Genomic DNA, 22,509 nt, shown 5'->3' on the forward strand with positions numbered 1-22,509 from the left:
CGCCTCAGCAGCGGTAGTTCATCAGATCCCGTGCTTTTTCAGGATCGCTTCGATGTCCGAGAAGTCATCCGTGGGGGCGTTCTGCTTGCCCTGCGGCGCCTTCTCCCCGGCCGGCCGGTCCGCGGTGCGCCCCGCACCGAGGGGCGGTACGGAGGCGGCCGGCGCCACCGCGCCGGTCCCCGCCGCGGCCGCGGCCTTGCGCTCCTTACGGCTGCCCGGCCCACCCCGGCGGCGCTCCACGCCCCTGGTGATCATGAACAGCACGACCGACAGCGCGAGCAGGCCGAAGCCGGCCCAGACCGTCGGCTTGAAGGCGACATTGGTGACCCAGTCGATGACGCCGGTCATCACCAGGCCGACGGGGATGAGCGCGTAGGCGGCGATGCGGGTCGCGGCCAGGAACCGCTTGCGGTACGCCGTCAGCGCGGCGATGCCCAGGCCCGCTGCCGACACCGCGGCACAGACGGTCGAGGTCAGCATCCGGTCCTCCTGCCGGTGGATGGGCGAGCAGGCGGCGCTCTGCTCCCTTCCATCCTGCCCTGTCGGGCCCCGTGCGGACCACGTTCCGGTACGGGCTCAGGGACATCTCCGGGTCGTCTCAGGGTCGTCTCCACCCGAGGTCCCGGTTCGGGCGCGGCCCGGCGGGCTGGAAGACTGGCCCCATGAACGACGCCACCACCTCCGCCGCCCGCCCCGTTCTGGACGTCTGGTGCGAGCTCCAGTGCCCGGACTGCCACACCGCCCTGGAGGACCTGCGGGCGCTGCGGGAGCGCTACGGCGACCGGCTGGAGATCCGGCTGCGCCACTTCCCCCTGGCGAAGCACAAGCACGCCTACGCCGCCGCACAGGCCGCCGAGGAGGCCCTTGAGCAGGGGCAGGGCTGGCCGTACATCGAGGCGGTGCTGGCGCGTACCGAGGAGCTCGGCAAGCGCGGCGAGAAGCTGCTGGTGGAGGTCGCCGGGGAGCTGGGGCTGGATGCCGAGGAGCTGGACACCGCGCTGATCGACGGGCGGCATCTGCTGATCGTCGACGCGGACCAGGCCGAGGGCAAGGCCATCGGCGTGACCGGTACCCCGACGTATGTGATCGGCGGTGAGCGGCTGGACGGCGGCACCAGCCAGGAGGGGCTGCGCGCCCGGATCGAGGAGATCGCCGACCGGCTGCTCGCCGAGCAGGGCTGAGCCCTCCGGGACCGGGTCAGCGGCGGGCTTCCGGCCCGCTCACAGGATCGGCTTCCACAGCAGATACGCGGCGGTCCGGTAGCCCAGCGAGTCGTAGAGCGAACGGGCCGGCGCATTGTCCGCGTAGACGTTCAGGGCGAGGCTGGTGCGGCCCGCGGCCCGGCTCTCGCGCTCCGCGATCAGCATCAGGGTGCGGCCGTGGCCGCGCCTGCGGTGGCCCGGCGCCACCTGCACATCGACGACGTAGCCGCCGGCCTGCTGCGGCATCCGCAGCGCCACCCAGACGGTGCCGACGTCCACCCCGTCGTGCATCAGGACCCGCAGCACGTGGTCGGGCGTCTCCGCGCCGTCCGGCAGCAGCGCCCGGTGGCCGGCCACCGCGGTCTCCTCGGCACGGGCCCGGGTCATGCCCTGGTCCACCTGCGTACGGATGCGCTCGGCGAGCGCGGCGTCCCGCCACGCCGGGTACTCCGCCTCCCCCAGCGGCCGGTCACTGCTGTCCGCGGGCAGGAGGGGCGACCGGGTGCCGCTTTCAAGAGGCTTGCTCATGGTGCGGCTGCGCTCGGTGTAACCCAGCGCGGCAGCGAGCTGCACGGCGGCCCCGGCCTCGGCGGGCACCGTCACCTCGATCTGCCGGCAGCCCCAGCCGCGCAGCACCTCCTCGGCGGCGAGCGCGGCGACCGTGGCGCGGCCGCGGTGCCGGTCCGGTACCTCGACGTCCAGGCTCACGATCCGGCCGGCCGTCGGACCGAACCGGGCGTCCGTGGCGAGCCGGACCCCGCCGACCCGGCGGCTGTTGACACAGATGTCGTACCGACGGGCCCGGGTCCCGTCGTCGTGCCGTTCTTCCGGTCCCGCGGGGCGCAGCGTTGTGGTCACGAGGACTTTCTACTCGCCCGGGCGCGGGCCCGTCATCACCGCGGATCGAAGTCGGCGGCGGCCTGCTCGTCGAAGATCCGCATCGCTTCGGCGGTCACCGGGCCAGGACCGTCGGCCAGTTGGCGGCCGTCGATCCGGGTCACGGCCTGCACATCGCGCAGGGAGGAGGTCAGGAAGATCTCCTCGGCCCGCTCCAGGGCGTCCAGCGGCAGATCGGTCTCCTTGGCGCCGGCCCAGGTGATCGTCAGGGCGCGGGTGATGCCGGCCAGACAGCCCGAGTGCAGCGGCGGAGTGTGCAGTTCGCCGTCCAGGACGACAAAGACGTTGGAGCCGGTGCCCTCGCAGAGCGCGCCGACGGTGTTGGCGAACAGCGCCTCGGAGGCGCCGTGTTCACGGGCGCGGGCCAGGGCGACGACGTTCTCGCCGTAGGAAGTGGTCTTCAGGCCGGCGAGCGCACCGCGTTCGTTACGGGTCCAGGGGACGGTGACGGCGGCGGTGGTGTCGGGGCGGCGCGGGGTCTCGGAGAGCGCGATGACCAGCGTGGGGCCGGCCTCGCCGCGGTCCGAGCCGAGCGGGGAGACGCCTCCGGTGTAGGTGATCCGCAGCCGGCCGAGCTCCATCGGACCGGCGTCGAGGACGGCCTCGCAGCCGCGCCGTACCTCGTCGAGGTCGGGGTCGGGCAGACCGAGGCCGCGGGCGGAGGTGGTCAGGCGCTCCAGGTGGCGGGTGAGGGCGAAGGCGCGGCCCCGCTCGGCCTTGATGGTCTCGAAGACGCCGTCGCCGACCGTCAGCCCGTGGTCGAAGACCGAGACCCGGGCGCCCTCGGCGTCCCGCAGTGCCCCGTCGAGCCAGATCTTCATCGCATTCCTCCGCTCACCTCGTACACGCCCGACGCTACCGCGAGCAGCCGGCTCGCCTTCAACTCGGTCTCGGCCCACTCCCGCTCCGGATCCGAGTCCCAGATGATCCCGGCGCCGGCGCCAAAGCGGAGCACGGGCCCTTCGGGCGCGGTGCGCTCGATCCAGAACGTACGGATGCCGACGGCGAGCTCGCCGGTGCGGCGGTCGGCGTCGACCCAGCCGATGCCCCCGCAGTACGGGCCGCGGGGCGCGGTCTCCAGTTCGCCGATGATCCGCAGGGCACTGGACTTGGGGGCGCCGGTGACCGACCCGGGCGGGAAGGTGGCGTCCAGCAGGTCCGACCAGGCGGTCTTCTCGTTGGCCGCATCCAGCTCCCCGCTCACCGTGGAGACGAGGTGGACCAGGCCGGGGTGCTCCTCGACGGCGCACAGTGCCGGGACGGTGACCGTACCGGTGGCGCAGACCCGGCCCAGATCGTTGCGGACCAGGTCCACGATCATCACGTTCTCCGCCCGGTCCTTCTCCGAGAGGTCGGCCGCGGTCCGGCCGGTCCCCTTGATCGGGCCGGAGGAGACGGTGCGCCCGTCACGCCGCAGATACAGCTCCGGGGAGGCGCTGGCGATCTCCACGCCGTGGCCGGGCAGCCGGATCGTGCCGGCGTGCGGGGCCGGATTGCCGCGGGCCAGTACGGCGGAGAGCGCGTCGACATCGGCGCGGGCGGGGTCGGGCAGCGGCGCGGTCAGCACCCGGCAGAGGTTCACCTGGTAGACGTCGCCGGCCGCAATGCGTTCACGGACCCGTCGTACGCCGCGGATATAGGCCTCGCGGTCCAGGGAGCTGGTCCAGGCGCCGGGCGCCGGGCCCTGCCAGCCGCCAGGGGCGGGCTCGTCCGCCGTCGTGGCGGGCCGTACGTCGCCGAAGCGGGCGCAGACCACCGAGCCCTCGAAGTCGGCGGCCACCGCCCACCAGCCTGTGGAATCCAGAGCCGCGGGATCGCTGGTCACATCTCGCAGGTCGGTGGCTATCAGGCCGCCGAAGCGGGCCATAGGAGCGAAGTCGTGCACGTCAGCGAGTCTATGGCCGGGGCCCCGGGCCCGCCTGTGCCGAGCGAGCAGCGCAGCACGCTGCACAAACGCGTTTTTGTACTGGCCCCGGAATCCGCTAGAGTTCAACACGTCGCCGGGACGCGAAAGCGCCCCGGAGGCCAGGTAGCTCCCGGACGTAGTCTGGGAGAGACATCTGCGGACGTAGCTCAGTTGGTAGAGCACCACCTTGCCAAGGTGGATGTCGCGAGTTCGAGTCTCGTCGTCCGCTCGATGTGGGGGATCTTCCCGAACCCCCTCACTCCTGGTGGAGTGGCCGAGAGGCGAGGCAACGGCCTGCAAAGCCGTCTACACGGGTTCAAATCCCGTCTCCACCTCCAAGGACGATTAGCTCAGCGGGAGAGCGCTTCCCTGACACGGAAGAGGTCACTGGTTCAATCCCAGTATCGTCCACTTGCCCGGCTCCACCGGGCCCCGCGCGATTAGCTCAGCGGGAGAGCGCTTCCCTGACACGGAAGAGGTCACTGGTTCAATCCCAGTATCGCGCACGCAGCTGCGGATCTTCATGGTCCGCGGTCCCGAGGACGATTAGCTCAGCGGGAGAGCGCTTCCCTGACACGGAAGAGGTCACTGGTTCAATCCCAGTATCGTCCACACATGAGCCCGAGGGCCGGAACGTTTCGTTCCGGCCCTCGGGCTTTGTGCGTGTGCTCCGTGGGGCGGACGGGCCTCAACTGCCGCGGCAGAGGCAGCCGGTACGCGGCGACGCAGCCGCGCTGCGTATACGGGCATGGCGCGGGCGGCCGGAGCGGGAAAGCTCGACGGCCGGGCATCTCCCCAGATGCCCGGCCGTTCGTGCCGTCCGCCGCACCCCCGTCCCCACGGGGTATTCAGCCGGAGGTTCCCCGTCCCGGGCCGCTCTCCCGGGCCTGGGGTGCCGCTCAGCGCCCCAGCATTCCGACCACGGACGACGCCTGTGTGATGACGGCTTCCCAGCCGCCGAAGACCACGGTGAGAACGATCGCCAGCGGCAGCACCATGGCCACCGCGACGAGGGGATGGCGGGTGCCCGACGGCTGATGGCCGCCGAACGCCGAGGCGAACCGGCGCCCCTGCGTCCGAAGGGCCGTCCGTCCGGAGATCCGTTCCATCGTCCCGCTCCCGTCGTGTGTGGGGCGGCGGGCGTCTGACCTCGGGGGACGAGTGCTGCGCCCGCCGCTTGAAGACAACACTAGGCATCCGGCGGGCGGCAGGCGTCATGCCGTCGTATCGATTGCTCAGCCTCCGGGAGGATGACGGAACTGCCTCTCACGTACTCCCCTGGGTGGAGAGAGGACACCGGGGACCTGGGGACATCCCCCAGGGGACCGGCCGGAGAGGCCACCGCGCACGCACTCAGGAGTGATCTCGACGTGACCTCGCTCACGTCCGCCACTCCCCCGCGCGACGTGCTCCGGCCGCCGCACAGCGCCCTCCCGGCCGCCCTCCGGCGCGGCCCGGACATACCCGCGGCAGCCACGACCATCCCGGCCCGATCACCTTTCATGGCGTCAATCACCGTTCTGTGACGGAAGGTTGGTATCTCGCCCGGGAAGTCGGGCCGCACGGCGGCGGTTTTCCTCCCGCGCCGGGACGATCGCGCCCGCCACGGACAATCCGGTTGCCGACGCATGCGCGGCCTCTCAGCACAGCGAGCCGTCAATCCGTAAGCTGTGCCACGTCAGACGGTTGGCAGCGGAGGGGACTCCCCACCGCAGGTAGGGGACGGACATGGCGATGATGCGGCTCCGACGCGAGGACCCGCGTGTCGTCGGGACGTTCCGGCTGCACCGCCGGCTCGGCGCTGGCGGGATGGGCGTGGTCTACCTCGGCTCCGACAAGCGCGGCCAGCGGGTGGCGCTGAAGGTGATCCGGCCGGACCTGGCGGAGGACCAGGAGTTCCGCTCGCGGTTCGCCCGCGAGGTCTCCGCGGCCCGCCGGATCCGCGGCGGCTGTACGGCCCGGCTCGTGGCGGCCGATCTCGATGCCGACCGCCCCTGGTTCGCCACCCAGTACGTACCGGGGCCCTCGCTGCACGACAAGGTCAACGAGGAAGGGCCGCTGTCGCCCGCGCAGGTGGCCTCCATCGGGGCCGCGCTGTCCGAGGGGCTGCTGGCCGTCCATGACGCGGGCGTGGTGCACCGCGATCTGAAGCCGTCCAACATCCTGCTGTCCCCCAAGGGCCCGCGGATCATCGACTTCGGTATCGCCTGGGCGACCGGCGCCAGCACGCTGACGCATGTCGGTACGGCCGTCGGCTCGCCGGGCTTCCTCGCGCCCGAGCAGGTGCGCGGGGCCGCGGTGACGCCGGCGACCGACATCTTCGCGCTGGGCGCCACCCTGGCGTACACCTGCACCGCGGACTCCCCCTTCGGGCAGGGCAGTTCGGAGGTCATGCTCTACCGCGTGGTCCATGAGGAGGCGCAGCTCGCCGGTGTGCCCGACGCGCTGGCGCCACTCCTCGCCTCCTGCCTGGCCAAGGACCCGGCGGACCGGCCCAGCACCCTCTCACTGTCACTGCGGCTCAAGGAGATCGCGGCCCGTGAGGCGCACGGTCTTTCCGGCGGCCCTCTGGAGAACGGGGGCGGTGCCGGGCCCGGTTGGGGGCGGCTGGAGCGCCGCCCGTCGGACCGGCCGACCGGGCAGCGGGCCGAGGAGTACGCGCGCCAGCGCACCGAGCGGCGGACCGCGGGTACCTCCTCGCCTCGTCCGCATCCGCATCCGCAGGCCTCCCGTCCCTCGGTGTCGCGTGAGGCGGGCGCCCGGTCGGCCGGTCCGGCCTCGGGTGCGGGCAGGCACCCGCGGACCGGCGGGCGGAGTACCGGGCGCGGTCCAACCTCGCGGCCGACGGGGCGAAACGGTTCGCGTACCCCGGTGCGTACGGCTTCGGGCGGCCGCCGGCCCGGTCCCGACCGGCGGCTGCTGCGCCAGCGGGTCATCGTGTTCGTCGTCGTGACACTGCTGGTGGCACTCGGCATCGCGGCGGCCCAGGGCTGCCAGGGACCGGCCCGCGGGCTGGGGGTGGAGCGGTCGGTTCCGGTCGTCGCTTACGGGGGCGCGGAGGGGTCCTAGGGCGGCGCCCTAGGGGGAGGGGAACACTTTCCCTAGGGGGTGCGAGGGCCCCCACGGGTCCACAACGTGGCGGGGTGGGGCGGTATTTCCGTGGGGGCGGCGTCACCGTGGGGAGGCAGCTTCTCGGAGCGGAGGTGTCTCCTCGGAGCGCCATCCCCACGGGGTACTGCGTCCCGCGGTTGCCGCCTTCCGCCTCGATGACAGGAAGGCGTTTGTTAGGTGGGGCCGCCGGATGTCACTGCGTAGAAGGCGACCGCGGCCGCTGCGCCTACGTTGAGTGAGTCCACGCCGTGGGCCATCGGGATGCGTACCCACTCGTCGGCGGCGCGCAGGGCGCCGGTGCTCAGGCCGCCGCCCTCGGCGCCCAGCATCAGGGCGGCGCGCTCCAGGGTGTGCGGGGCGGCCTCGTCGATGGCGGTGGCCTTCTCGGCCGGCGTCAGGGCGAGCAGTTTGAAGCCGGCCTCCCGTACGGCGGACAGATCGCGGGGCCAGCTCTCCAGGCGGGCGTACGGCACGGAGAACACCGCGCCCATGGAGACCTTCACCGAGCGGCGGTAGAGCGGATCGGCGCAGTCCGGGGAGAGCAGCACCGCGTCCATGCCGAGCGCCGCCGCGCTGCGGAAGATCGCGCCGATGTTGGTGTGGTCGTTGACGGCCTCCATGACCACGATGCGGCGGGCGCCGGCGAGGAGTTCGGGGGCCGTGGGCAGCTGCTTGCGCTGCATGGAGGCGAGCGCGCCGCGGTGGACGTGATAGCCCGTCACCTGTTCGGCGAGGTCCGGGCTGACGGCGTAGACCGGCGCCGGGACCTCGTCGATGACATCGCGCATGACGTCGACCCACTTGGAGGAGAGCAGCATGGAGCGCATCTCGTAGCCGGCGTGCCGGGCGCGGCGGATGACCTTCTCGCCCTCGGCGATGAAGAGCCCTTCGGCGGGCTCGCGCCGGCGCCGCAGCTCGACGTCGGTCAGACCGGTGTAGTCGGCCAGCCGGGGGTCGTCCGGGTCATCGACGGTGATGATTTCTGCCACGGGGAGATAGTGCCTTGTCGGTGTCGGGGTGCCAATGCCGCGTACGGGATGGGTTACCTGGGGGTAGGGGCGGCCGCGACGGTGACGACGTCGCCGATGACGATGACCGCGGGCGGGCGGACGCCCTCGGCCCGTACGGTCTCGCCGAGGGTCGCCAGGGTGGCGTCGACCCGGCGCTGGGCGGCAGTGGTGCCTTCCTGGATGACGGCGGCCGGGGTGTCGGCGGGGCGGCCGTGCTCGATGAGCTTGGCGGCGATGGCGGCGCTGTTCTCCACGCCCATCAGGACGACGAGGGTGCCGCGGAGCTTGGCGAGCGAGGGCCAGTCGACCAGCGAGCGCTCGTCGTCGGGGGCGACATGGCCGCTGACGACGGTGAATTCGTGGGCGACCCCGCGGTGGGTGACCGGGATGCCGGCGGCGCCGGGGACCGAGATGGTGCTGGAGATGCCGGGGACGACCGTGCAGGGGATGCCGGCCTCGGCGAGCGCCTGGGCCTCTTCCATGCCGCGGCCGAAGACGAACGGGTCGCCGCCCTTGAGCCGGACCACGGCCTTCCCGGCCTTGGCGTGCTCGATCAGCGCGTTGTTGATGGCCTCCTGGGCCATGAAGCGGCCGTAGGGGATCTTCGCGGCGTCGATGACCTGGACGTGCGGCGGGAGTTCGGCGAGCAGGTCGCGGGGGCCGAGGCGGTCGGCGATGACGACGTCGGCCTCGGCGAGGAGGCGGCGGCCACGGACGGTGATCAGATCGGGGTCGCCGGGGCCGCCGCCGACCAGCGCCACACCGGGGAAGTGCGGGCGGCGGTGGTGCGGGGCGGCGATGGTGCCCTCGCGCAGGCCCTCGACGATGGCATCGCGTACGGCGGCGGAGCGGCGCGGGTCGCGGCCGGTGAGCACGGCGACGGTGACGCCCTCGCTGTGGCCGGTGGCCGGCGTCCAGGCGGTGGCCGCCTCGGCGTCGTCGGAGCGTACGCACCACACCCGGCGGTCCTCGGCCTCCTGGGACGCGGCGGCGTTGGCCTCCGGGTCGTCGGTGGAGATCAGCGCGTACCAGGCGTCGGCGAGGTCGCCGGCCTCGTAGCGGCGGCGCTCCCAGCGGATCTCGCCGGCGTCGGCCATCGCCTCGACGGACGGGGTGGCGGACGGGGAGATCAGCAGGACGTCGGCGCCGGCGGCGACCAGCGCGGGGAGCCGGCGCTGGGCGACCTGTCCGGCCCCCAGGACAACCACCCGGCGGCCGAACAGCCGCAGTCCGACGGGGTAGGCAGCGTGTTCGGCGGCGTGCTCAGCCATGGCGGTGCGGCTCCTTGTGCGGATGGTGCGGTTCGACGACCAGCTCAGTCGCTGCGGCTCTGGAGCGGCTGAGGAAGTGGTACGGCCCTCGGGGCGGTACGTTCCCGGCCCACAGCCTATGGGGCTGCGGGCCGGGGGTCATGCGGAGGTCATGGCCTGGTCAGCTCTTCTCCGTCACTCCGGCGGAGTCGAAGGTGGCGACCTCGTGCATGGCGCGGGCGGCGCTCTGCACCACGGGCAGGGCGAGCAGCGCGCCGGTGCCCTCGCCCAGGCGCAGATCGAGGTCGACCAGCGGGCGCAGGCCCAGCTTGTTCAGGGCCGCGACATGGCCGGGCTCGGCGCTGCGGTGGCCGGCGATGCAGGCGGCCAGCGCCTCGGGGGCGATGGCCCGGGCCACCAGGGCGGCGGCGCCGGCGCTGACACCGTCCAGGATCACCGGCGTACGCAGCGAGGCGCCGCCGAGGATCAGGCCGACCAGGGCCGCGTGCTCCAGGCCGCCGACCGCGGTGAGGACGCCGACGGGGTCGGCCGGGTCGGGCTGGTGGAGCTCCAGGGCGCGGCGGACCACATCGACCTTGCGGGCGTGTGTCTCGTCGTTGATGCCGGTGCCGCGGCCGGTGACCTCGGCCGGGTCGACGCCGGTGTAGACGGCGATCAGCGCGGCGGAGGTGGTGGTGTTGGCGATCCCCATCTCGCCCGTGAGCAGCGCCTTGTTGCCGGCTGCCACGAGGTCGCGGGCGGTCTCGATGCCGACCTCGATCGCCTTGAGGACTTCCTCCTGGGTCATCGCCGGGCCGGCCGTGAAGTCGGCGGTGCCTGCGCGCACCTTGCGGGGCAGCAGTCCCGGGGTGGCGGGGAGCTCCCCGGCCACACCAACGTCCACGACGCAGACCTCGGCGCCGACCTGATTGGCGAAGGCGTTGCAGACCGCACCGCCGCCCAGGAAGTTGGCGACCATCTGGCCGGTGACCTCCTGAGGCCAGGGGGTCACCCCCTGCGCGTGCACACCGTGGTCGCCGGCGAAGATCGCCACGGCGGCCGGCTCCGGGATCGGCGGCGGGCACTTCCGGGACAGCCCGCACAGCTGCGCGGAGATGATCTCCAGCATGCCCAGCGCCCCGGCGGGCTTGGTCATCCGCTTCTGGCGCTCCCAGGCCTCGCCGAGCGCCTTGGCGTCCAGCGGGCGGATGCCCTGAAGGGTCTCCTGGAGCAGGTCGTGCGGGCTCTCGCCGGGCAGCGCGCGGCGGCCGTAGGTCTCCTCGTGGACGACCCAGGACAGCGGGCGGCGCTTGGACCAGCCGGCCTGGAGCAGTTCGGGCTCGTCGGGGAACTCGTCGACGTAACCGACGCACAGGTAGGCGACGACTTCGAGGTGGTCGGGCAGGCCCAGTTCGCGGACCATCTCCCGCTCGTCGAAGAAGCTGACCCAGCCGACGCCCAGGCCCTCGGCGCGCGCGGCCAGCCACAGGTTCTCCACGGCGAGCGCGGAGGAGTACGGGGCCATCTGCGGCTGGGTGTGCCGGCCGAGGGTGTGCCGGCCGCCGCGGGTGGAGTCGGCGGTGACGACGATGTTGACCGGCGTTTCGAGGATCGCCTCGATCTTCAGCTCGCGGAACTGCTTGGCGCGCGCCTTGGGCAGCGACTTGGCGTACGCCTCGCGCTGCTGCATGGCGAGCTGGTGCATCTTCTCGCGGGTTTCGGCCGATCGGATGACGACGAAGTCCCAGGGCTGGGAGTGGCCGACGCTGGGGGCGGTGTGGGCCGCCTCCAGGACGCGCAGCAGCACCTCGTTGGGGATCGGGTCGCTGCGGAAGCCGTTGCGGATGTCGCGGCGCTCGCGCATCACGCGGTGGACGGCCGCCCGCTCGGAGTCGTCGTATCCGGCGGCCGGGGACACGTCCGGCAGGCCGGAGGCGTCGGCGGCGGGTTCGTCGGCGGGCACGGGCGCCTCCGCAGGCTGCTGGTCGGCGGGCTGCGGCTGTTCGCCGTCCTCGCTGCCCTCGCCGAGCTGGACGAGTTCGGTGGCGTCCTGCTGCTGGGGGGCGTGCTCGGCGGGGTCGCCGTCGGGCGTCGGCTCCGCCGGTGCGGGCACGGCCGCGGCGACGGCCGGTTCGCCCTGTTCGCCCGCCGCCTGGGCCGGGATGTGGATGACGGGCTGCGCTTCGGCGGCCGGCTCGGCGGGGGCCTCGGGCTGCTCCGGTACGGAGGCCTCGGCGTTCGCCGGGGCCTGCGCGGATCCGTCGGCCGGGGTGTCCGCGGCGGGCGCCGCGGTTCCGTCGGCCGGGGCCGCGGGGGCGTCCGTCTCGGCGGGACGGTCAGGGGTGTCGGGGGCGGCCGCTGCGGGCTGCTGCGCGGCCGGGTCGTCCGCGGCCTGGGGCGCGGCGTCCGGCGCGGGCGCCTCCGCGGTCTGCGGCCCCGCGGCGTCCACGGCGGTGCCGGGCTGCGGTTGCCCGGCGTCCGGCTGCGGCGCCTCGGGCGGCTCTATGACCGTCTGTTCCACGGGAGCCGCCTGGTCGGCGGGGACTGCCTGGTCGGCGGGGACCGTCTGCTCAGCGGGCGCGGCGTTCTCCGGTACGGGGACGGCTACGGGGCCCTGCGGGGCGGCGGCGGGCGCGGGGGCGACGGCCTCGTCCGGGGTGGCCTCGTCGGTGGCGGGCTCCACGGGCGCGGCGGCCTCGGCGGCGGACTCGGCCGGCGCCGCGGGCTGCGGCTGCGCGTCGGCGGCGGGCGCGGGCGCGGGCTGAGGCGCGTCGGTGGCCTCCGCCGGGGTCGCCTGGGCCTGGTCGGCGGTCTGCGGCTGTCCGGCCGGCGGGGCGTCCTGCGGCGCCTGGGCCGCCTCGGCGGCGACCGGCGCCTCGGCCGGGGCGCCGGCCGTCTGCTCCGGTACCTGCTGCCCGGCGACGGGCTCGTCAGCGGCAGGCTCGGGCACGGCCGGGACCTCGGGCTCCGGCTCGGGCTCAGCCGGCTGCACCGGTGCCACGGGCTCGGCGACCTGCTCGACGACCGGCTCGGCCGTCGTTGCCTGGTCCGCGGGCTGCTGAGGAGCGTTCACGGCGGCCTCCGGGGCCGGTGCCTCCTCGACGGCTGCCTGCGGCGCCACGTCCTGCGGCTGCTGGGGTGCCTGGGCCGGTGCCTCGGGCTGCGCGCCCGGCACGTCCTGGGCCGGGGCCTTCGCGGCGGCGTCCGGCGTCTCGGCCGGGGCGTCGGCGGCCGGGGCGACTTCCTCGGCGGGCTGCGGCATCGCCTGCGGCTGTCCGGCCGCCGGCGCCACCTCCTGCGGGACGGCCTCGGCGGCCTGGACGGCCTCGGCGGCGGGCGCGGCGGCCTCGGCCGGGGCGACCGTTTCTGCAACCGGAGCCGCGGCGGGCCGGGCCGGGGCCTCGCCCCACGGCGGCATCTGCGACGGGATCTCACCGAGCTGCGGGCCGGGCAACGGGCCCTGGCCGGCGGCCCCGTAGGTCTGCTCGGCGGACCACTGGCCACCGTAGGGCGCCTCGCCGTAGGACTGCTCGTCGTACGCGGGCGCGACGAAGGGCTGCCCGGCCGCCGCCTCGCCGGCGGGCTGCTCCGGGTACGGCAGGTCCGCGGTCGGCTGCGCCTCGGCCGGCGCACCGGTCGCCGGCTGTTCGCCGGCCACGGCCTCGGGCCCCTGGGGGAACTCGGCCGGGGCGTCGAAGTATTCGGGGCCGCCGGTCGGCGGTCCGGCGGGCCGGGCCGGGGCCTCCGCGGGGCCGCGGTCGGCGAGGGAACGGACCACACCGCCGGTCGCGTCGGGAACCGGCGGTCCCATGTGCAGGGGGCGGCGCGCGGGGGCGGGGGTGCGGGTGGGCTCCGGCTGCTGCGGCGGCACGGACGCGGCCGCGCGGGCGCGGTCCGGCTGCTGGGGGGCCGTGGGCTGCGGGATACGGACGGAACTGAGGTCGACGGAACCGGAGTCCCGGCCGCCGCTCTCGTGGTCACCGGCGTGCGCGGGCAGCGGCTCGTAGCCGGTGGCTCCCTGGGCGGCCGCGTCGAACGGCACGCCCTGCTGCGGCTGCCCGTCCGGACCCTGGTGGGTCTCCTGGGGCTGCGGATACGGCTGCGGCGCAGGCTGTTCGCTCCAGGCGCCCTGGGTGCCCGGCATCAGCAGCAGGTCGTCGTCCTCCGCCACGGTGCCCGTCTGGTCGAGGTAGGGGTAGTCGCCCGGAGGGGTCACCATGTCCGGCAGCTCCGTCGGTCCGGCGTCGGCAGGGGAGGAGGCGGCCGCCGGCTGCGGCTGCCCGGGATGTCCGCCTGCGTTCTCCGGCTGTCCCTCGCCCGGGACCTGGCCGGTGTCGGTCATGCGTACCCCTCGCCCATTGGTAGTGCTCCTTCCAACCGCTCGTGCGACGCGCTCGACCGGGGCGCGCCGACGCCCCGATAGCTAGAACGAGCGAGCACGCCTCGCGGCACGTCCGCTCTCCAGAGCTTCATATTCGTCCAAAACCGCGGCATTTTCCGGATATTGACGTACGAAGCCGAATGCGGAACGGCGGCGCAACGATCCGCCAGCCTACCTCGCGCGGGTTGCCGTGCTGGTCACGGGTGAGGAACGCGATACCCGCTGAGCAGAAACACCACGGACCGCTCACGTTCGACCCAGACGGAGGTGTCCAGGTCCACGGACTGGAGCAGGGCGCACTCGACTTCATAGCCGCCGTCGGCCAGCGCCCGGCCCAGCGCCTCGGCCTCGTCGCGGGTGGCGGCGTGGGTGACGATCCGTTCGGGACGGCGGGCTGCGCAGGCGGTGACGACCTCGGTGCCCCCGCCGCCGACCCGCACCACGTCGGGCTCGGGCAGGTCCTCCAGGATCTGCGGCGCCCGCCCGTGCACGACCTGGAGTTGGACGCCGTGCCGGCGGGCGAGGGCGGCGGTGCGCGCACAGGCGTCCGGGTCGGTGTCCACCGCGATGACCGCGGCGCCGAAGCGTGCGGTCTCCACGGCGGCGGCTCCGCTGCCCGCGCCGATGTCCCAGACCAGGTCGCCCACCTGCGGCCCGAGCCGGGCGAGTTGGGCGGTGCGGAGCTGGACCGACTCCCCCTCGCCCAGGGCACCGCCGTACGCCTGGGCCGGAAGTCCCCAGCCGCGCGGCCCCGTCGGGTGGCCGACCTCGTGGCCGGCGATCCAGCCGGTGCCCTGGGCGGCGGCACCCGCGGGGGAACCGCCCACGACGATGACGACGTTGGGGTCGCGCCAGACGTGGTCGGCGGCCTTGTCCGATGTGAGCACGGTCACCTGTTCCCGTTCGGTGCCCAGTTCCTCGCAGATGACGAAGGTGCGGTGGACGCCGTCGAGCAGCAGGGCGAGTTCGGCCGGGCCGGCGCCGGGCGAGGTGAGCACCGCGACCTTGGGGTGGGCGCGGCAGACGTTGACCGCGCGGCGCAGATCGCGGCTGTGGGCGACGACGATCTGGGCGTCGTCCCAGGGCATACCGGCCCGGGCGAAGGCGGCCGCGACGGAGGAGACGGCCGGTACCACCTCGACCTCGAGGCCGTGCTCGGGCGCACGCAGGGTACGGACCACGCCGAAGAAGCCGGGGTCACCGTCGGCGAGTACGACGGCGGTGCCGCGGTGCTGGGCGATCCGGCGGGCGGCCAGGGTGACGCTGCCGAGCCGGATCCGCTCGGCGTTCGGCGGTACTTCGGGCAGTGCGAGGTGGTGGGCGGCGCCGGCCACCAGTGTGGCGGCGCCGAGGGCGGAGCGGGCGGCGTCGGTCAGCGGGGAGCCGTCCCATCCGATCACCGTGACCCGGTCGGCCATGCTCGTCAGTCTCCTGGGGCTGCTGTGGGTACGCGGGCAGGGGCGGCGTCCGGGAGCCCGCGGGGTTGCCGCCGGCCGGTGGTGGTGCCGCTGTGGTGCGCGGGTCCGCGCTGTCCGTGCTGGTCGCACGGGTACGTGGCAGGGCGAGGGTACCCCGAGAGGTACGGGCCCGAGCGCGGGCGTGCGTCAGTTCCACTCGGGGTAGGCGAATCCGTTCGCGTCGGCCAGCCGGCCGGGGACCCCGTCGAGGTCCTCGGGCAGCAGGCTCCAGACGATCAGATCGGTACGGATGTCCGTCCAGCCGCCGTCCTCGGTGCGGCTGCGGGCTATGAAGGCGTTGCGCAGCACGCCCTCGCTGATGCAGCCGATCTTCTGGGCGACCTGCTGGGAGGCGGTGTTGTCGGCGGCGGTACGCAGCTCGATGCGTTCGAACTTCTGATCGTGGAAGAGCCATTGGGCCACCGCGAGCGCCGCCTCGGAGGCGTAGCCCTCACCGCGGGCCCAGGGGGCGACGACATAGCTGATCTCGCTGGAGCGGATCCGCCAGTCTGTCTGGCGCAGTTGGACCACGCCGACCGGGCGCTGGGTGAGGAATTCGGTGACGGCGAAGTCGATGCCGTGGCCCGCTGCCCGCTCGGCGGGGGCGCTCTCGGTGACCCAGGCGCGGGCGGCGTCCTCGGTGTAGGGCTGCGGTATCGCCGTCCAGGCGGCGACCAGCTCGTCGTTCATCATCTCGGCGAGGGCGGGCACATCGGCCTCTTCGAACGGGCGCAGCACCAAACGGTCCGTGCTGATGGAGATGTCCGGAAAGGTGGATGTCATACCGCTGCTCCAACGCCGTTGACCTGGTGTTCGGGACGTCGCGGACAGTACTACCGCGAGGTCACGGGCCGTTTTGGCCGTCTTGAATGCACCAGCATGCAGCATCGGCGGGCGGGTGTGCCACGCGCGTGGGCCCCGGCCGCGCAGTGCGCGGGTCCGGGGCCCACTTCTCGTTCCTGTGCCGGCCGCCCTGCGGTGACCTGCGTACTTACGGAACGTCAGCTCTTGGCGGGACCGAAGGCCGGGATGACCGAGCCGTCCTTGTACTTGTCCTCGAGGAACTTCTTGACCTCGGGCGAGTTGAGGAGCTTGGCGAGCTTCTTGATGCGCGGGTCGTCCTCGTTGCCCTTCTTGACGGCGAGGAAGTTGGCGTAGGGGTTGTCCTTCGCCTTCTCCAGGGCCAGCGCGTCCTGGGAGGGCTTGAGGTGGGCGCCGATGGCGAAGTTGCCGTTGATGATCGCGGCGTCGACGTCGTCGATGCGCGGCGCGGTCTGGGCGGCCTCCAGCTCGGTGATCTTGATGCCCTTGTCGTCCTTGACGTCGGTCAGCTTGGCGTCGGCGCCGACGCCGGGCTTGAGGGTGATCACACCGTTGTCGGCGAGCAGCTTGAGCGCCCGGCCCTCGTTGGAGGGGTCGTTGGGCACCGAGACGGTGCTGCCGGCCTTGAGCTCGGAGAGCTTCTGGAGCTTCTTGGAGTAGAGGCCCAGCGGCTCGATGAGGACGTTCTGGACGGGCACGATGTGGGTGCCGTTCTCCTTGTTGAAGGTGTCCAGGAACGGCTTGTGCTGGAAGAAGTTGGCGTCGACCTGGCCGTCGTCGGTGACCTTGTTGGGGATCTTGTAGTCGTTGAACGGCTTGACGACCAGCTTGAGACCCGCCTTGGCGGCCAGCTTGTTCTTGACGAAGTCGAGGATGGCGCCGTGCGGGGTGGGGCTCGCGGCGACGACGAGCGGGGCGTTCTTGTCGCTCTTGTCGCTGCTGGCGGTGGTGTCGGACGGGGCCGAGCAGGCGCTCGCGCCGAGGGCGACGGCAGAGGCGGCCGCGACGGCCACGGTGATCTTGATGGTGTTGCGCACGAAGAGTGCCTCTTTCTTGTGTCACACGCGAGGGTTCCGCGTGGTGTCCGCCCGGCAAAGGGTCCGGGCTCTGGGGTGGAGCGGGTCGCTCCGGGTCAGGCCGCCTCGGTGACGGCGGCCGGCTCCTCGGCGGGTGCCCGGCGCAGGCCGGTGCGTACGGCGGAGGAGGCGCGGGCGCCGCGCCGGGCGAGCCGGCGGACGACCAGGTCACCGAGCAGCTGGACGAGGGTGACCAGGACGATCAGCTCCACGACGGTGGTGATCATCAGCGCGGTCTCGTACTGCTGGTAGCCGTAGGTGTAGGCCAGGTTGCCCAGACCGCCGCCGCCGACCGCACCGGCGATCGCGGAGTAGCCGATCAGGGTGATGACGGTGGTGGTGACGGCCGCGACCAGCGCGGGCAGTGCCTGCGGCAGCAGCACCTTGAAGACGATGGTCCAGGTGCCGCCGCCCATCGCCTGGGCGGCCTCGACCAGGCCGTGGTCGACCTCGCGCAGCGCGGCCTCGACCAGTCGGGCGAAGAACGGGATGGCGGCGATGGCGAGCGGGACCACCGCGCCGGTCGGGCCGATGGAGACGCCGACGACGAGCCGGGTGAAGGGGATCAGCACCACGATCAGGATCAGGAACGGAAAGGATCGTCCGACGTTCACGACCGCGCCGAGGACCTTGTTCACCACGACGTTCTGGAGGATGGCGCCGCGGTCGGTCAGATGCAGCAGCACCCCGGCCGGGATGCCGAAGAGCACCGCGTAGAACGTCGACCACCACACCATGAAGAGGGTGTCGAGCGTGTTGTCGTACAGCAGCGGCTGCATCTCGTTCCAGCTCACTTGGCACCTTCCTTCTGGAGCACGGCGGCGGGCGCCGGGACGGCCGCGGCGGCGGTGTCGGGGGCGACGTCGGCCACGTCGACCTGGAGGCCCTGCTCGCGCAGGAAGCCGATCGGCACGACGTTCTCCTCGAAGCGGCCGGGCAGTTCGATGCGCATCCGGCCGATCTGCTTGCCGCCGACGGTGTCCATGGCGGCGCCGAGGATCGAGATGTCGACGTTGTACGTACGCGACAGCTCGGAGATGACCGGGCGGGTGGCGTCCGCGCCGTGGAAGGTGATGTCGACGACGGTGCGGTCGTCGGCCGAGGGCTCACCACCGACCGGGAACAGCTCCCTGGCCAGCTCCGAGCCGGGGGTGGCCAGCAGTTCGGCGACCGTGCCCTGCTCGACGACCCGGCCGTTCTTCATCAGCGCGGCCGAGTCGCAGATCGTCTTGACCACGTCCATCTCGTGTGTGATGAGCACGATGGTCAGGCCGAGCTGGCGGTTGAGGTCGCGCAGCAGCGTCAGGATGGAGCGGGTGGTCTCCGGGTCCAGGGCGCTGGTGGCCTCGTCGGAGAGCAGCACCTTGGGGTCGCCGGCCAGCGCCCGGGCGATGCCGACGCGCTGCTTCTGGCCGCCGGAGAGCTGGGCGGGGTACGCCTTGGCCTTGTCGGCGAGGCCGACCAGGTCCAGCAACTCCAGGGCCTTGCGGGAGCGTTCGCGGCGGTCGACCTTGAGGATTTCCAGCGGCAGTTCGACGTTGTCCTGGACGGTGCGCGAGGACAGCAGGTTGAAGTGCTGGAAGACCATGCCGATATGGCTGCGGGCGGCACGGAGCTGGGCGCTCGCGCGCCGGCCGCGCCCGGCTATGGACGTCAGGTCCTGGCCGGCGACGGTGACCGTGCCGGAGGAGGGGCGCTCCAGGAGGTTGAGGCAGCGGATGAGGGTCGACTTGCCGGCGCCGCTCTGGCCGATGACGCCGTACACCTCGCCCTCGCGGACGTGCAGATCGACGCCGTCCAGGGCGGTGACTTCGCGGTCTCCTGAACGGTAGACCTTGGTCAGGCCCGTTGTGGTGATCACAGGGAATTCCGTCACTGTCGAGTGCTCGGCGGCTCGCCCGCCGGGCACGGGGCATTCTTGCGAGTGCGGCAGAGGGGAACGGGGAGCGGCGGCGGGCGCGGGGCCCGGCTCCGGGTTCCGGTGACGCGGGGCGGCCGAGGTGCGTCGGGGACCGACGTACGGCGCATGGTGGGGGTCCCCCTGCTCCTCAAGAGCTTGGGGGAAGGCTCGCTTCGGGGCGCGAGTCTCAGGCGGGGGCCCTCAGCGGTCACACATTCGACACATGCAACGAGCACCGGGCGTCGATGTCGCCTCGGTCGCAGGGGTGCGGTTGCTCGTCGTGGTCATGGCGGCAAGTAAACCAGACAGCAGTACGGGCCGATCAAACCCGTCCGGATAGCGGACAGCACTGATCAATCCGTGGACAGCGGAACGGGCCGCCCCGGAGATCGTCACCGCCCCCTCCATGGCCTGCGCGGATACCGCCGACGGCCGGGGGCCGGGGCCGGCACGGACAGCTCTCCGGCGGGGTGCGCTGTGGTCAACGCCACGGTCGTCAGCCTGCCGTGCGGGGCCGGGCACCTCGGACCTTTTCGGCCGTAATAGGGTCTGGCGCATGCTTGATGCCCTGACGGTCGCGACCAGCGTCGCCGCGCTCGCGCTCGCCGCCTGGTGCGGTTTCGCCGCCTACCGGGACCAGCACACCAAGGACTGGCACTTCATCGGTATGGCCGTGGTGAGCCTGCTCGCCGTGGTCCAGCTGGCCATAGGCCTCGTGCAGCTGGTGCGCGGCGAGAAGCCGGAGCAGGGCACCACGATCTTTGTGGCGTATCTGCTCGGCGCGTTCGCCTGTATCCCGGCGGCGGGCTTCATGTCCCTTGCGGAGCGCACCCGTTGGGGTTCGCTGACGGTCTCCGCGGGCGGCGTGGTCCTGGCCGTGCTCGAAGTGCGCCTGTTCGACATCTGGGGAGGCTGAGGTGACGGCGACCGACAACACCGCCGAGCAGGGCGCGCCCCGCACCCGCCGGAAGCTGATCACCGGCCCGGGCATCCTGCTGGTCTGGCTGTACGGCGTGATGGTCGTCGGCGCCGTCTCGCGCTCCGCCGTCCAGATCGCCACGGACTTCGAGCGCGCCCCGCTCGCGTACACGCTGTCCGCGCTCGCGGGCCTGGTCTACGGCTTCATCACCTACTCGCTGGTGCGCGGCGGGGACACCGCCCGCAAGGCGGCACTGGTGTGCTGCGCCGCCGAGCTGGTGGGGGTGCTGACCGTGGGCACCTGGACGCTGCTGGCGCCTTCCGCGTTCCCGGACGCCACGGTCTGGTCGGACTACGGGATGGGCTACCTCTTCATCCCCGTCCTGCTGCCGGTCACCGGGATCCTGTGGCTGCGCCGGGCGCGTACCGCCTGACGACCGCCTTTAGGTGAACGGGCCCGCCCCACACGCGGGCCCGTCCCCCGTCGTCCGCCGGACAGGCCCTATGCCTGGGCCACGAACTCCTTGGCGGCGGCCTCCTTCTCCAGCGTGACCATGCTCAGCCGCTGGGTCAGCTGCTCGGTGCCCACGGGCGCATAGCCGTGGCTGCGGTAGAGCCGCAGATTGCCCTCGCTGCGGTGGCCGGTGAGCAGCCGGAAGCGGGTGGCCGAGCGCTCCACCGCCAGCCGCTCCTCGATCGCGGCCAGCAGCCGTCCGCCCAGACCGTGCCGCTGGAGCCGGGGGTGCACGATGAGCTTGGCTATCTGCGCGGTGCCGTCCGCGTCGACCGTGCCGCGCACGGAGCCGACCACCTCCGCACCGAGTCTGGCCACCATCACGCAGCCCGCGCCCAGTTCGGCCCGGAGCGCCTCCAGCGTCTGGGTCAACGGCTCGATGCCGTAGTCGTCGTACAGCGCGGCCTCCGCCTGGTAACAGAGGTACTGGAGTTTGAGGATCTGCTCGGCATCCTGGTCGGTCGCCGCAGAGATGGTCACGCTGGTGCCCATGCGCGTATGCCTCCCCTATTCGGTTGGTCCGGGCGCGCGAGGGTGAGAGGGGTGCGCCCGAACGGTGTGCCCTGACTTCCGGAATCCCCGGATTGTGGCGGCGGCAATCTCCGCCACGGAGCATTCTGCGCAGGCATTCAGGACAACCGGAACGGACCGGCACCCAGCTCCTCTGTGACATTCCCAACTCAGATGAGAGTTCGACGGATGAGGGGCCGATGCCGGTCCGTGGACGGGCGGCTGCGGTGCGGGTGCTCAGCGCTTACGGAACTCCGCGGCGGCCAGCAGCGCGGTGTCGCAGTTGTCGGAGAACAGGCCGTCGATGCCGGTGGCGAGGTACGCCTTGAAGACGCCGAGGGCGTCGCCGTAGGCGGCGGGGTCGGTGCCGCGGCGGTAGTCGGCGGGCAGGAAGGTGTTCTCGTTGCGGACCGTATACGGGTGCAGCACCAGGCCGGCGGCGTGCGCGTCCTTGACCACGGAGGTGGGCGTGCCGAGCTTGCCGTCCGCGTCCCGCGGGATGATCACGGTCAGGTCCGGGCCGATGCCCTCGGCGAAACCGGCGATCCACTTCAGGCCCTCGGGGCTGACGAGGTCGGCGACGGTGCGCGGGTCGCCGGACTGTACGAAGTCCCAGGGGCGGTCCTTGACCGTGCCCAGCAGCACGACCTTGGGGCAGTCCACCAGCTCGCCCAGCCGCTGGATGCTGCTGGGCTCGAAGGACTGGAGGAAGTTCGGGGAGTTCCGGCGGTGCCGGCCGTGGGCGCGCAGCGCCTTGGCGACCCGCTCCTCCAGGCCGAGGCCCAGCTTGCGGAAGTAGGTGGGGTGCTTGGTCTCGATGTGCAGCCAGACCCGGCGGCCCCGCCTGCGGCCCTCACGCTCGGCCCACTGCAGCACCTCCTCGAAGGTCGGCACCTGCCACCGGCCGTCGTAGAGGGTGTTGTGCTGCCGGGTGCCCGGTATGCGCTCCTTGGCGCGCAGCGTCTTGAGCTCGGCGAGCGTGAAGTCCTCGGTGAACCAGCCGGTGAGCTTCACCCCGTCGACGGTCTTGGTGGTCTTGCGGTCCGCGAATTCGGGGTGGGCGGAGACATCGGTGGTGGCGGTGATGTCGTTCTCATGACGGCAGACCAGATGGCCGTCCTTGGTGGGGACGAGGTCCTGCTCGATGACGTCCGCGCCCATGTCGAGGGCGAGTTGGTAGGAGCCGAAGGTGTGCTCGGGGCGGTAGCCGCTGGCACCACGGTGGCCGACGATCAGCGGGACCGGCAGCTCCTGCGGCCGGCCCGTCTCCCCCTGCCCGGCGGCGCCCGCCCGGCCGGCCGCGCCGAACACCGCCGCCCCCGCGCCGAGAGCCGCGGCCCCCAGCACCGTCCGACGTCCCGGCTGCTGCCCCTTGTGCATACCCACGCTCCTTGTCTGCGGTCGTTCGTACGGTTCCGGGTGCTTCCGGGTGTTTTCCGGGGTGCGGCAAGGCGTGGTGCGCACCTGCCCACGGAACCGAGCTGATCGTAGGCACGGACGGGTGATGCCGGGGAGACGGACGCCGACATCGGGGGGAAGATGGTGGTAACACACG

At 72.8% G+C, this 22,509-nt stretch carries 19 protein-coding genes and 5 tRNA genes; 9 read left to right on the plus strand and 15 right to left on the minus strand.

The genetic code is table 11. The annotated features are described in order from the left end of the window. Positions 1-21 precede the first annotated feature (21 nt). Positions 22-480 carry a hypothetical protein gene (locus ACZ55A_RS21725; protein WP_468842363.1) on the minus strand — a complete coding sequence of 153 codons (459 nt, stop codon included), beginning with the start codon at positions 478-480 and terminating at the stop codon, positions 22-24. Between the two features lie 182 nt (positions 481-662). On the opposite strand from ACZ55A_RS21725, the gene ACZ55A_RS21730 reads away from it, so the two are divergent. Further along, positions 663-1,181: a DsbA family protein gene (locus ACZ55A_RS21730; protein WP_468842365.1), complete on the plus strand. Its 519-nt coding sequence runs from the start codon at positions 663-665 to the stop codon at positions 1,179-1,181. 39 nt (positions 1,182-1,220) lie between these two features. Here ACZ55A_RS21730 and ACZ55A_RS21735 read toward each other — a convergent pair whose 3' ends face one another. Genes ACZ55A_RS21735 through ACZ55A_RS21745 form a run of 3 tightly spaced genes read right to left on the minus strand, consistent with a single transcriptional unit; the run spans position 1,221 to position 3,984 of the window. Continuing rightward, on the minus strand, positions 1,221-2,060 hold the full coding sequence (locus ACZ55A_RS21735) for a GNAT family N-acetyltransferase (RefSeq protein WP_468842367.1): 840 nt from the start codon (positions 2,058-2,060) through the stop codon (positions 1,221-1,223). Between the two features lie 35 nt (positions 2,061-2,095). Then, positions 2,096-2,920 carry an aminotransferase class IV gene (locus ACZ55A_RS21740; protein ID WP_468842369.1) on the minus strand — a complete coding sequence of 275 codons (825 nt, stop codon included), beginning with the start codon at positions 2,918-2,920 and terminating at the stop codon, positions 2,096-2,098. After that, complete coding sequence (locus tag ACZ55A_RS21745; protein ID WP_468842371.1) at positions 2,917-3,984, minus strand: chorismate-binding protein; 1,068 nt, start codon at positions 3,982-3,984, stop codon at positions 2,917-2,919. Before ACZ55A_RS21745 ends, ACZ55A_RS21740 begins: the two co-directional genes overlap by 4 nt. A gap of 177 nt (positions 3,985-4,161) precedes the next feature. Between ACZ55A_RS21745 and ACZ55A_RS21750 the strand changes: the two genes are divergently transcribed. The 5 genes from ACZ55A_RS21750 (at position 4,162) to ACZ55A_RS21770 (ending at position 4,617) form a co-directional block, all read left to right on the plus strand. After that, a tRNA-Gly gene (locus ACZ55A_RS21750) sits at positions 4,162-4,234 on the plus strand. A gap of 35 nt (positions 4,235-4,269) precedes the next feature. Continuing rightward, positions 4,270-4,343, plus strand: a tRNA-Cys gene (locus tag ACZ55A_RS21755). 1 nt (position 4,344) lies between these two features. Further along, a tRNA-Val gene (locus tag ACZ55A_RS21760) sits at positions 4,345-4,416 on the plus strand. A 23-nt stretch (positions 4,417-4,439) separates the two neighbouring features. Then, positions 4,440-4,511 (plus strand) — tRNA-Val (locus ACZ55A_RS21765). Positions 4,512-4,545: 34 nt separating this feature from the next. Further along, positions 4,546-4,617 (plus strand) — tRNA-Val (locus tag ACZ55A_RS21770). 287 nt (positions 4,618-4,904) lie between these two features. Here the strand turns inward: ACZ55A_RS21770 and ACZ55A_RS21775 are convergent. Next, positions 4,905-5,114, minus strand: a complete 210-nt coding sequence (locus ACZ55A_RS21775; protein WP_468842373.1) for a hypothetical protein — start codon at positions 5,112-5,114, stop codon at positions 4,905-4,907. 619 nt (positions 5,115-5,733) lie between these two features. On the opposite strand from ACZ55A_RS21775, the gene ACZ55A_RS21780 reads away from it, so the two are divergent. Further along, complete coding sequence (locus tag ACZ55A_RS21780) at positions 5,734-7,074, plus strand: serine/threonine-protein kinase (protein ID WP_468842375.1); 1,341 nt, start codon at positions 5,734-5,736, stop codon at positions 7,072-7,074. Positions 7,075-7,289: 215 nt separating this feature from the next. Here the strand turns inward: ACZ55A_RS21780 and ACZ55A_RS21785 are convergent, their stop codons facing one another. The 8 genes from ACZ55A_RS21785 to ACZ55A_RS21820 all read right to left on the minus strand — a co-directional run bounded on the left by ACZ55A_RS21785 (position 7,290) and on the right by ACZ55A_RS21820 (position 18,973). Continuing rightward, positions 7,290-8,105 carry a TrmH family RNA methyltransferase gene (locus ACZ55A_RS21785; protein WP_468842379.1) on the minus strand — a complete coding sequence of 272 codons (816 nt, stop codon included), beginning with the start codon at positions 8,103-8,105 and terminating at the stop codon, positions 7,290-7,292. A gap of 53 nt (positions 8,106-8,158) precedes the next feature. Then, entirely contained in the window at positions 8,159-9,397 is a 1,239-nt protein-coding gene (gene cobA / locus ACZ55A_RS21790; RefSeq protein ID WP_468842381.1) for a uroporphyrinogen-III C-methyltransferase, read from the minus strand. Between the two features lie 160 nt (positions 9,398-9,557). Continuing rightward, positions 9,558-13,718 (minus strand): nicotinate-nucleotide--dimethylbenzimidazole phosphoribosyltransferase, encoded by a 4,161-nt coding sequence (gene cobT / locus ACZ55A_RS21795; RefSeq protein ID WP_468842384.1) that lies wholly within the window; start codon positions 13,716-13,718, stop codon positions 9,558-9,560. Positions 13,719-13,954: 236 nt separating this feature from the next. After that, positions 13,955-15,175 (minus strand): precorrin-6y C5,15-methyltransferase (decarboxylating) subunit CbiE, encoded by a 1,221-nt coding sequence (cbiE, locus tag ACZ55A_RS21800; protein ID WP_468842387.1) that lies wholly within the window; start codon positions 15,173-15,175, stop codon positions 13,955-13,957. A 186-nt stretch (positions 15,176-15,361) separates the two neighbouring features. Then, positions 15,362-15,997, minus strand: coding sequence for a GNAT family N-acetyltransferase (locus ACZ55A_RS21805; protein WP_468842390.1), 636 nt, complete (start codon positions 15,995-15,997; stop codon positions 15,362-15,364). Positions 15,998-16,215: 218 nt separating this feature from the next. Further along, entirely contained in the window at positions 16,216-17,073 is an 858-nt protein-coding gene (locus ACZ55A_RS21810) for a MetQ/NlpA family ABC transporter substrate-binding protein (protein ID WP_468842393.1), read from the minus strand. 95 nt (positions 17,074-17,168) lie between these two features. Continuing rightward, on the minus strand, positions 17,169-17,906 hold the full coding sequence (locus tag ACZ55A_RS21815) for a methionine ABC transporter permease (RefSeq protein WP_468842396.1): 738 nt from the start codon (positions 17,904-17,906) through the stop codon (positions 17,169-17,171). Further along, on the minus strand, positions 17,903-18,973 hold the full coding sequence (locus ACZ55A_RS21820; RefSeq protein WP_468842399.1) for a methionine ABC transporter ATP-binding protein: 1,071 nt from the start codon (positions 18,971-18,973) through the stop codon (positions 17,903-17,905). Before ACZ55A_RS21820 ends, ACZ55A_RS21815 begins: the two co-directional genes overlap by 4 nt. Positions 18,974-19,568: 595 nt before the next feature. Here ACZ55A_RS21820 and ACZ55A_RS21825 point away from each other — a divergent pair. Together ACZ55A_RS21825 and ACZ55A_RS21830 are read left to right on the plus strand one after the other, a co-directional pair. Then, positions 19,569-19,928: a hypothetical protein gene (locus tag ACZ55A_RS21825; RefSeq protein ID WP_468842402.1), complete on the plus strand. Its 360-nt coding sequence runs from the start codon at positions 19,569-19,571 to the stop codon at positions 19,926-19,928. A 1-nt stretch (position 19,929) separates the two neighbouring features. Continuing rightward, positions 19,930-20,364, plus strand: a complete 435-nt coding sequence (locus ACZ55A_RS21830; protein WP_468842405.1) for a hypothetical protein — start codon at positions 19,930-19,932, stop codon at positions 20,362-20,364. A 68-nt stretch (positions 20,365-20,432) separates the two neighbouring features. On the opposite strand, the gene ACZ55A_RS21835 is transcribed toward ACZ55A_RS21830, so the two are convergent. Continuing rightward, positions 20,433-20,936: a GNAT family N-acetyltransferase gene (locus ACZ55A_RS21835; protein ID WP_468842408.1), complete on the minus strand. Its 504-nt coding sequence runs from the start codon at positions 20,934-20,936 to the stop codon at positions 20,433-20,435. Between the two features lie 255 nt (positions 20,937-21,191). Beyond that, entirely contained in the window at positions 21,192-22,334 is a 1,143-nt protein-coding gene (locus ACZ55A_RS21840) for a glycerophosphodiester phosphodiesterase (protein WP_468842411.1), read from the minus strand. Positions 22,335-22,509: the final 175 nt, after the last annotated feature.

The sequence above is a fragment of the Streptomyces sp. NPDC034111 genome, assembly GCF_055575375.1.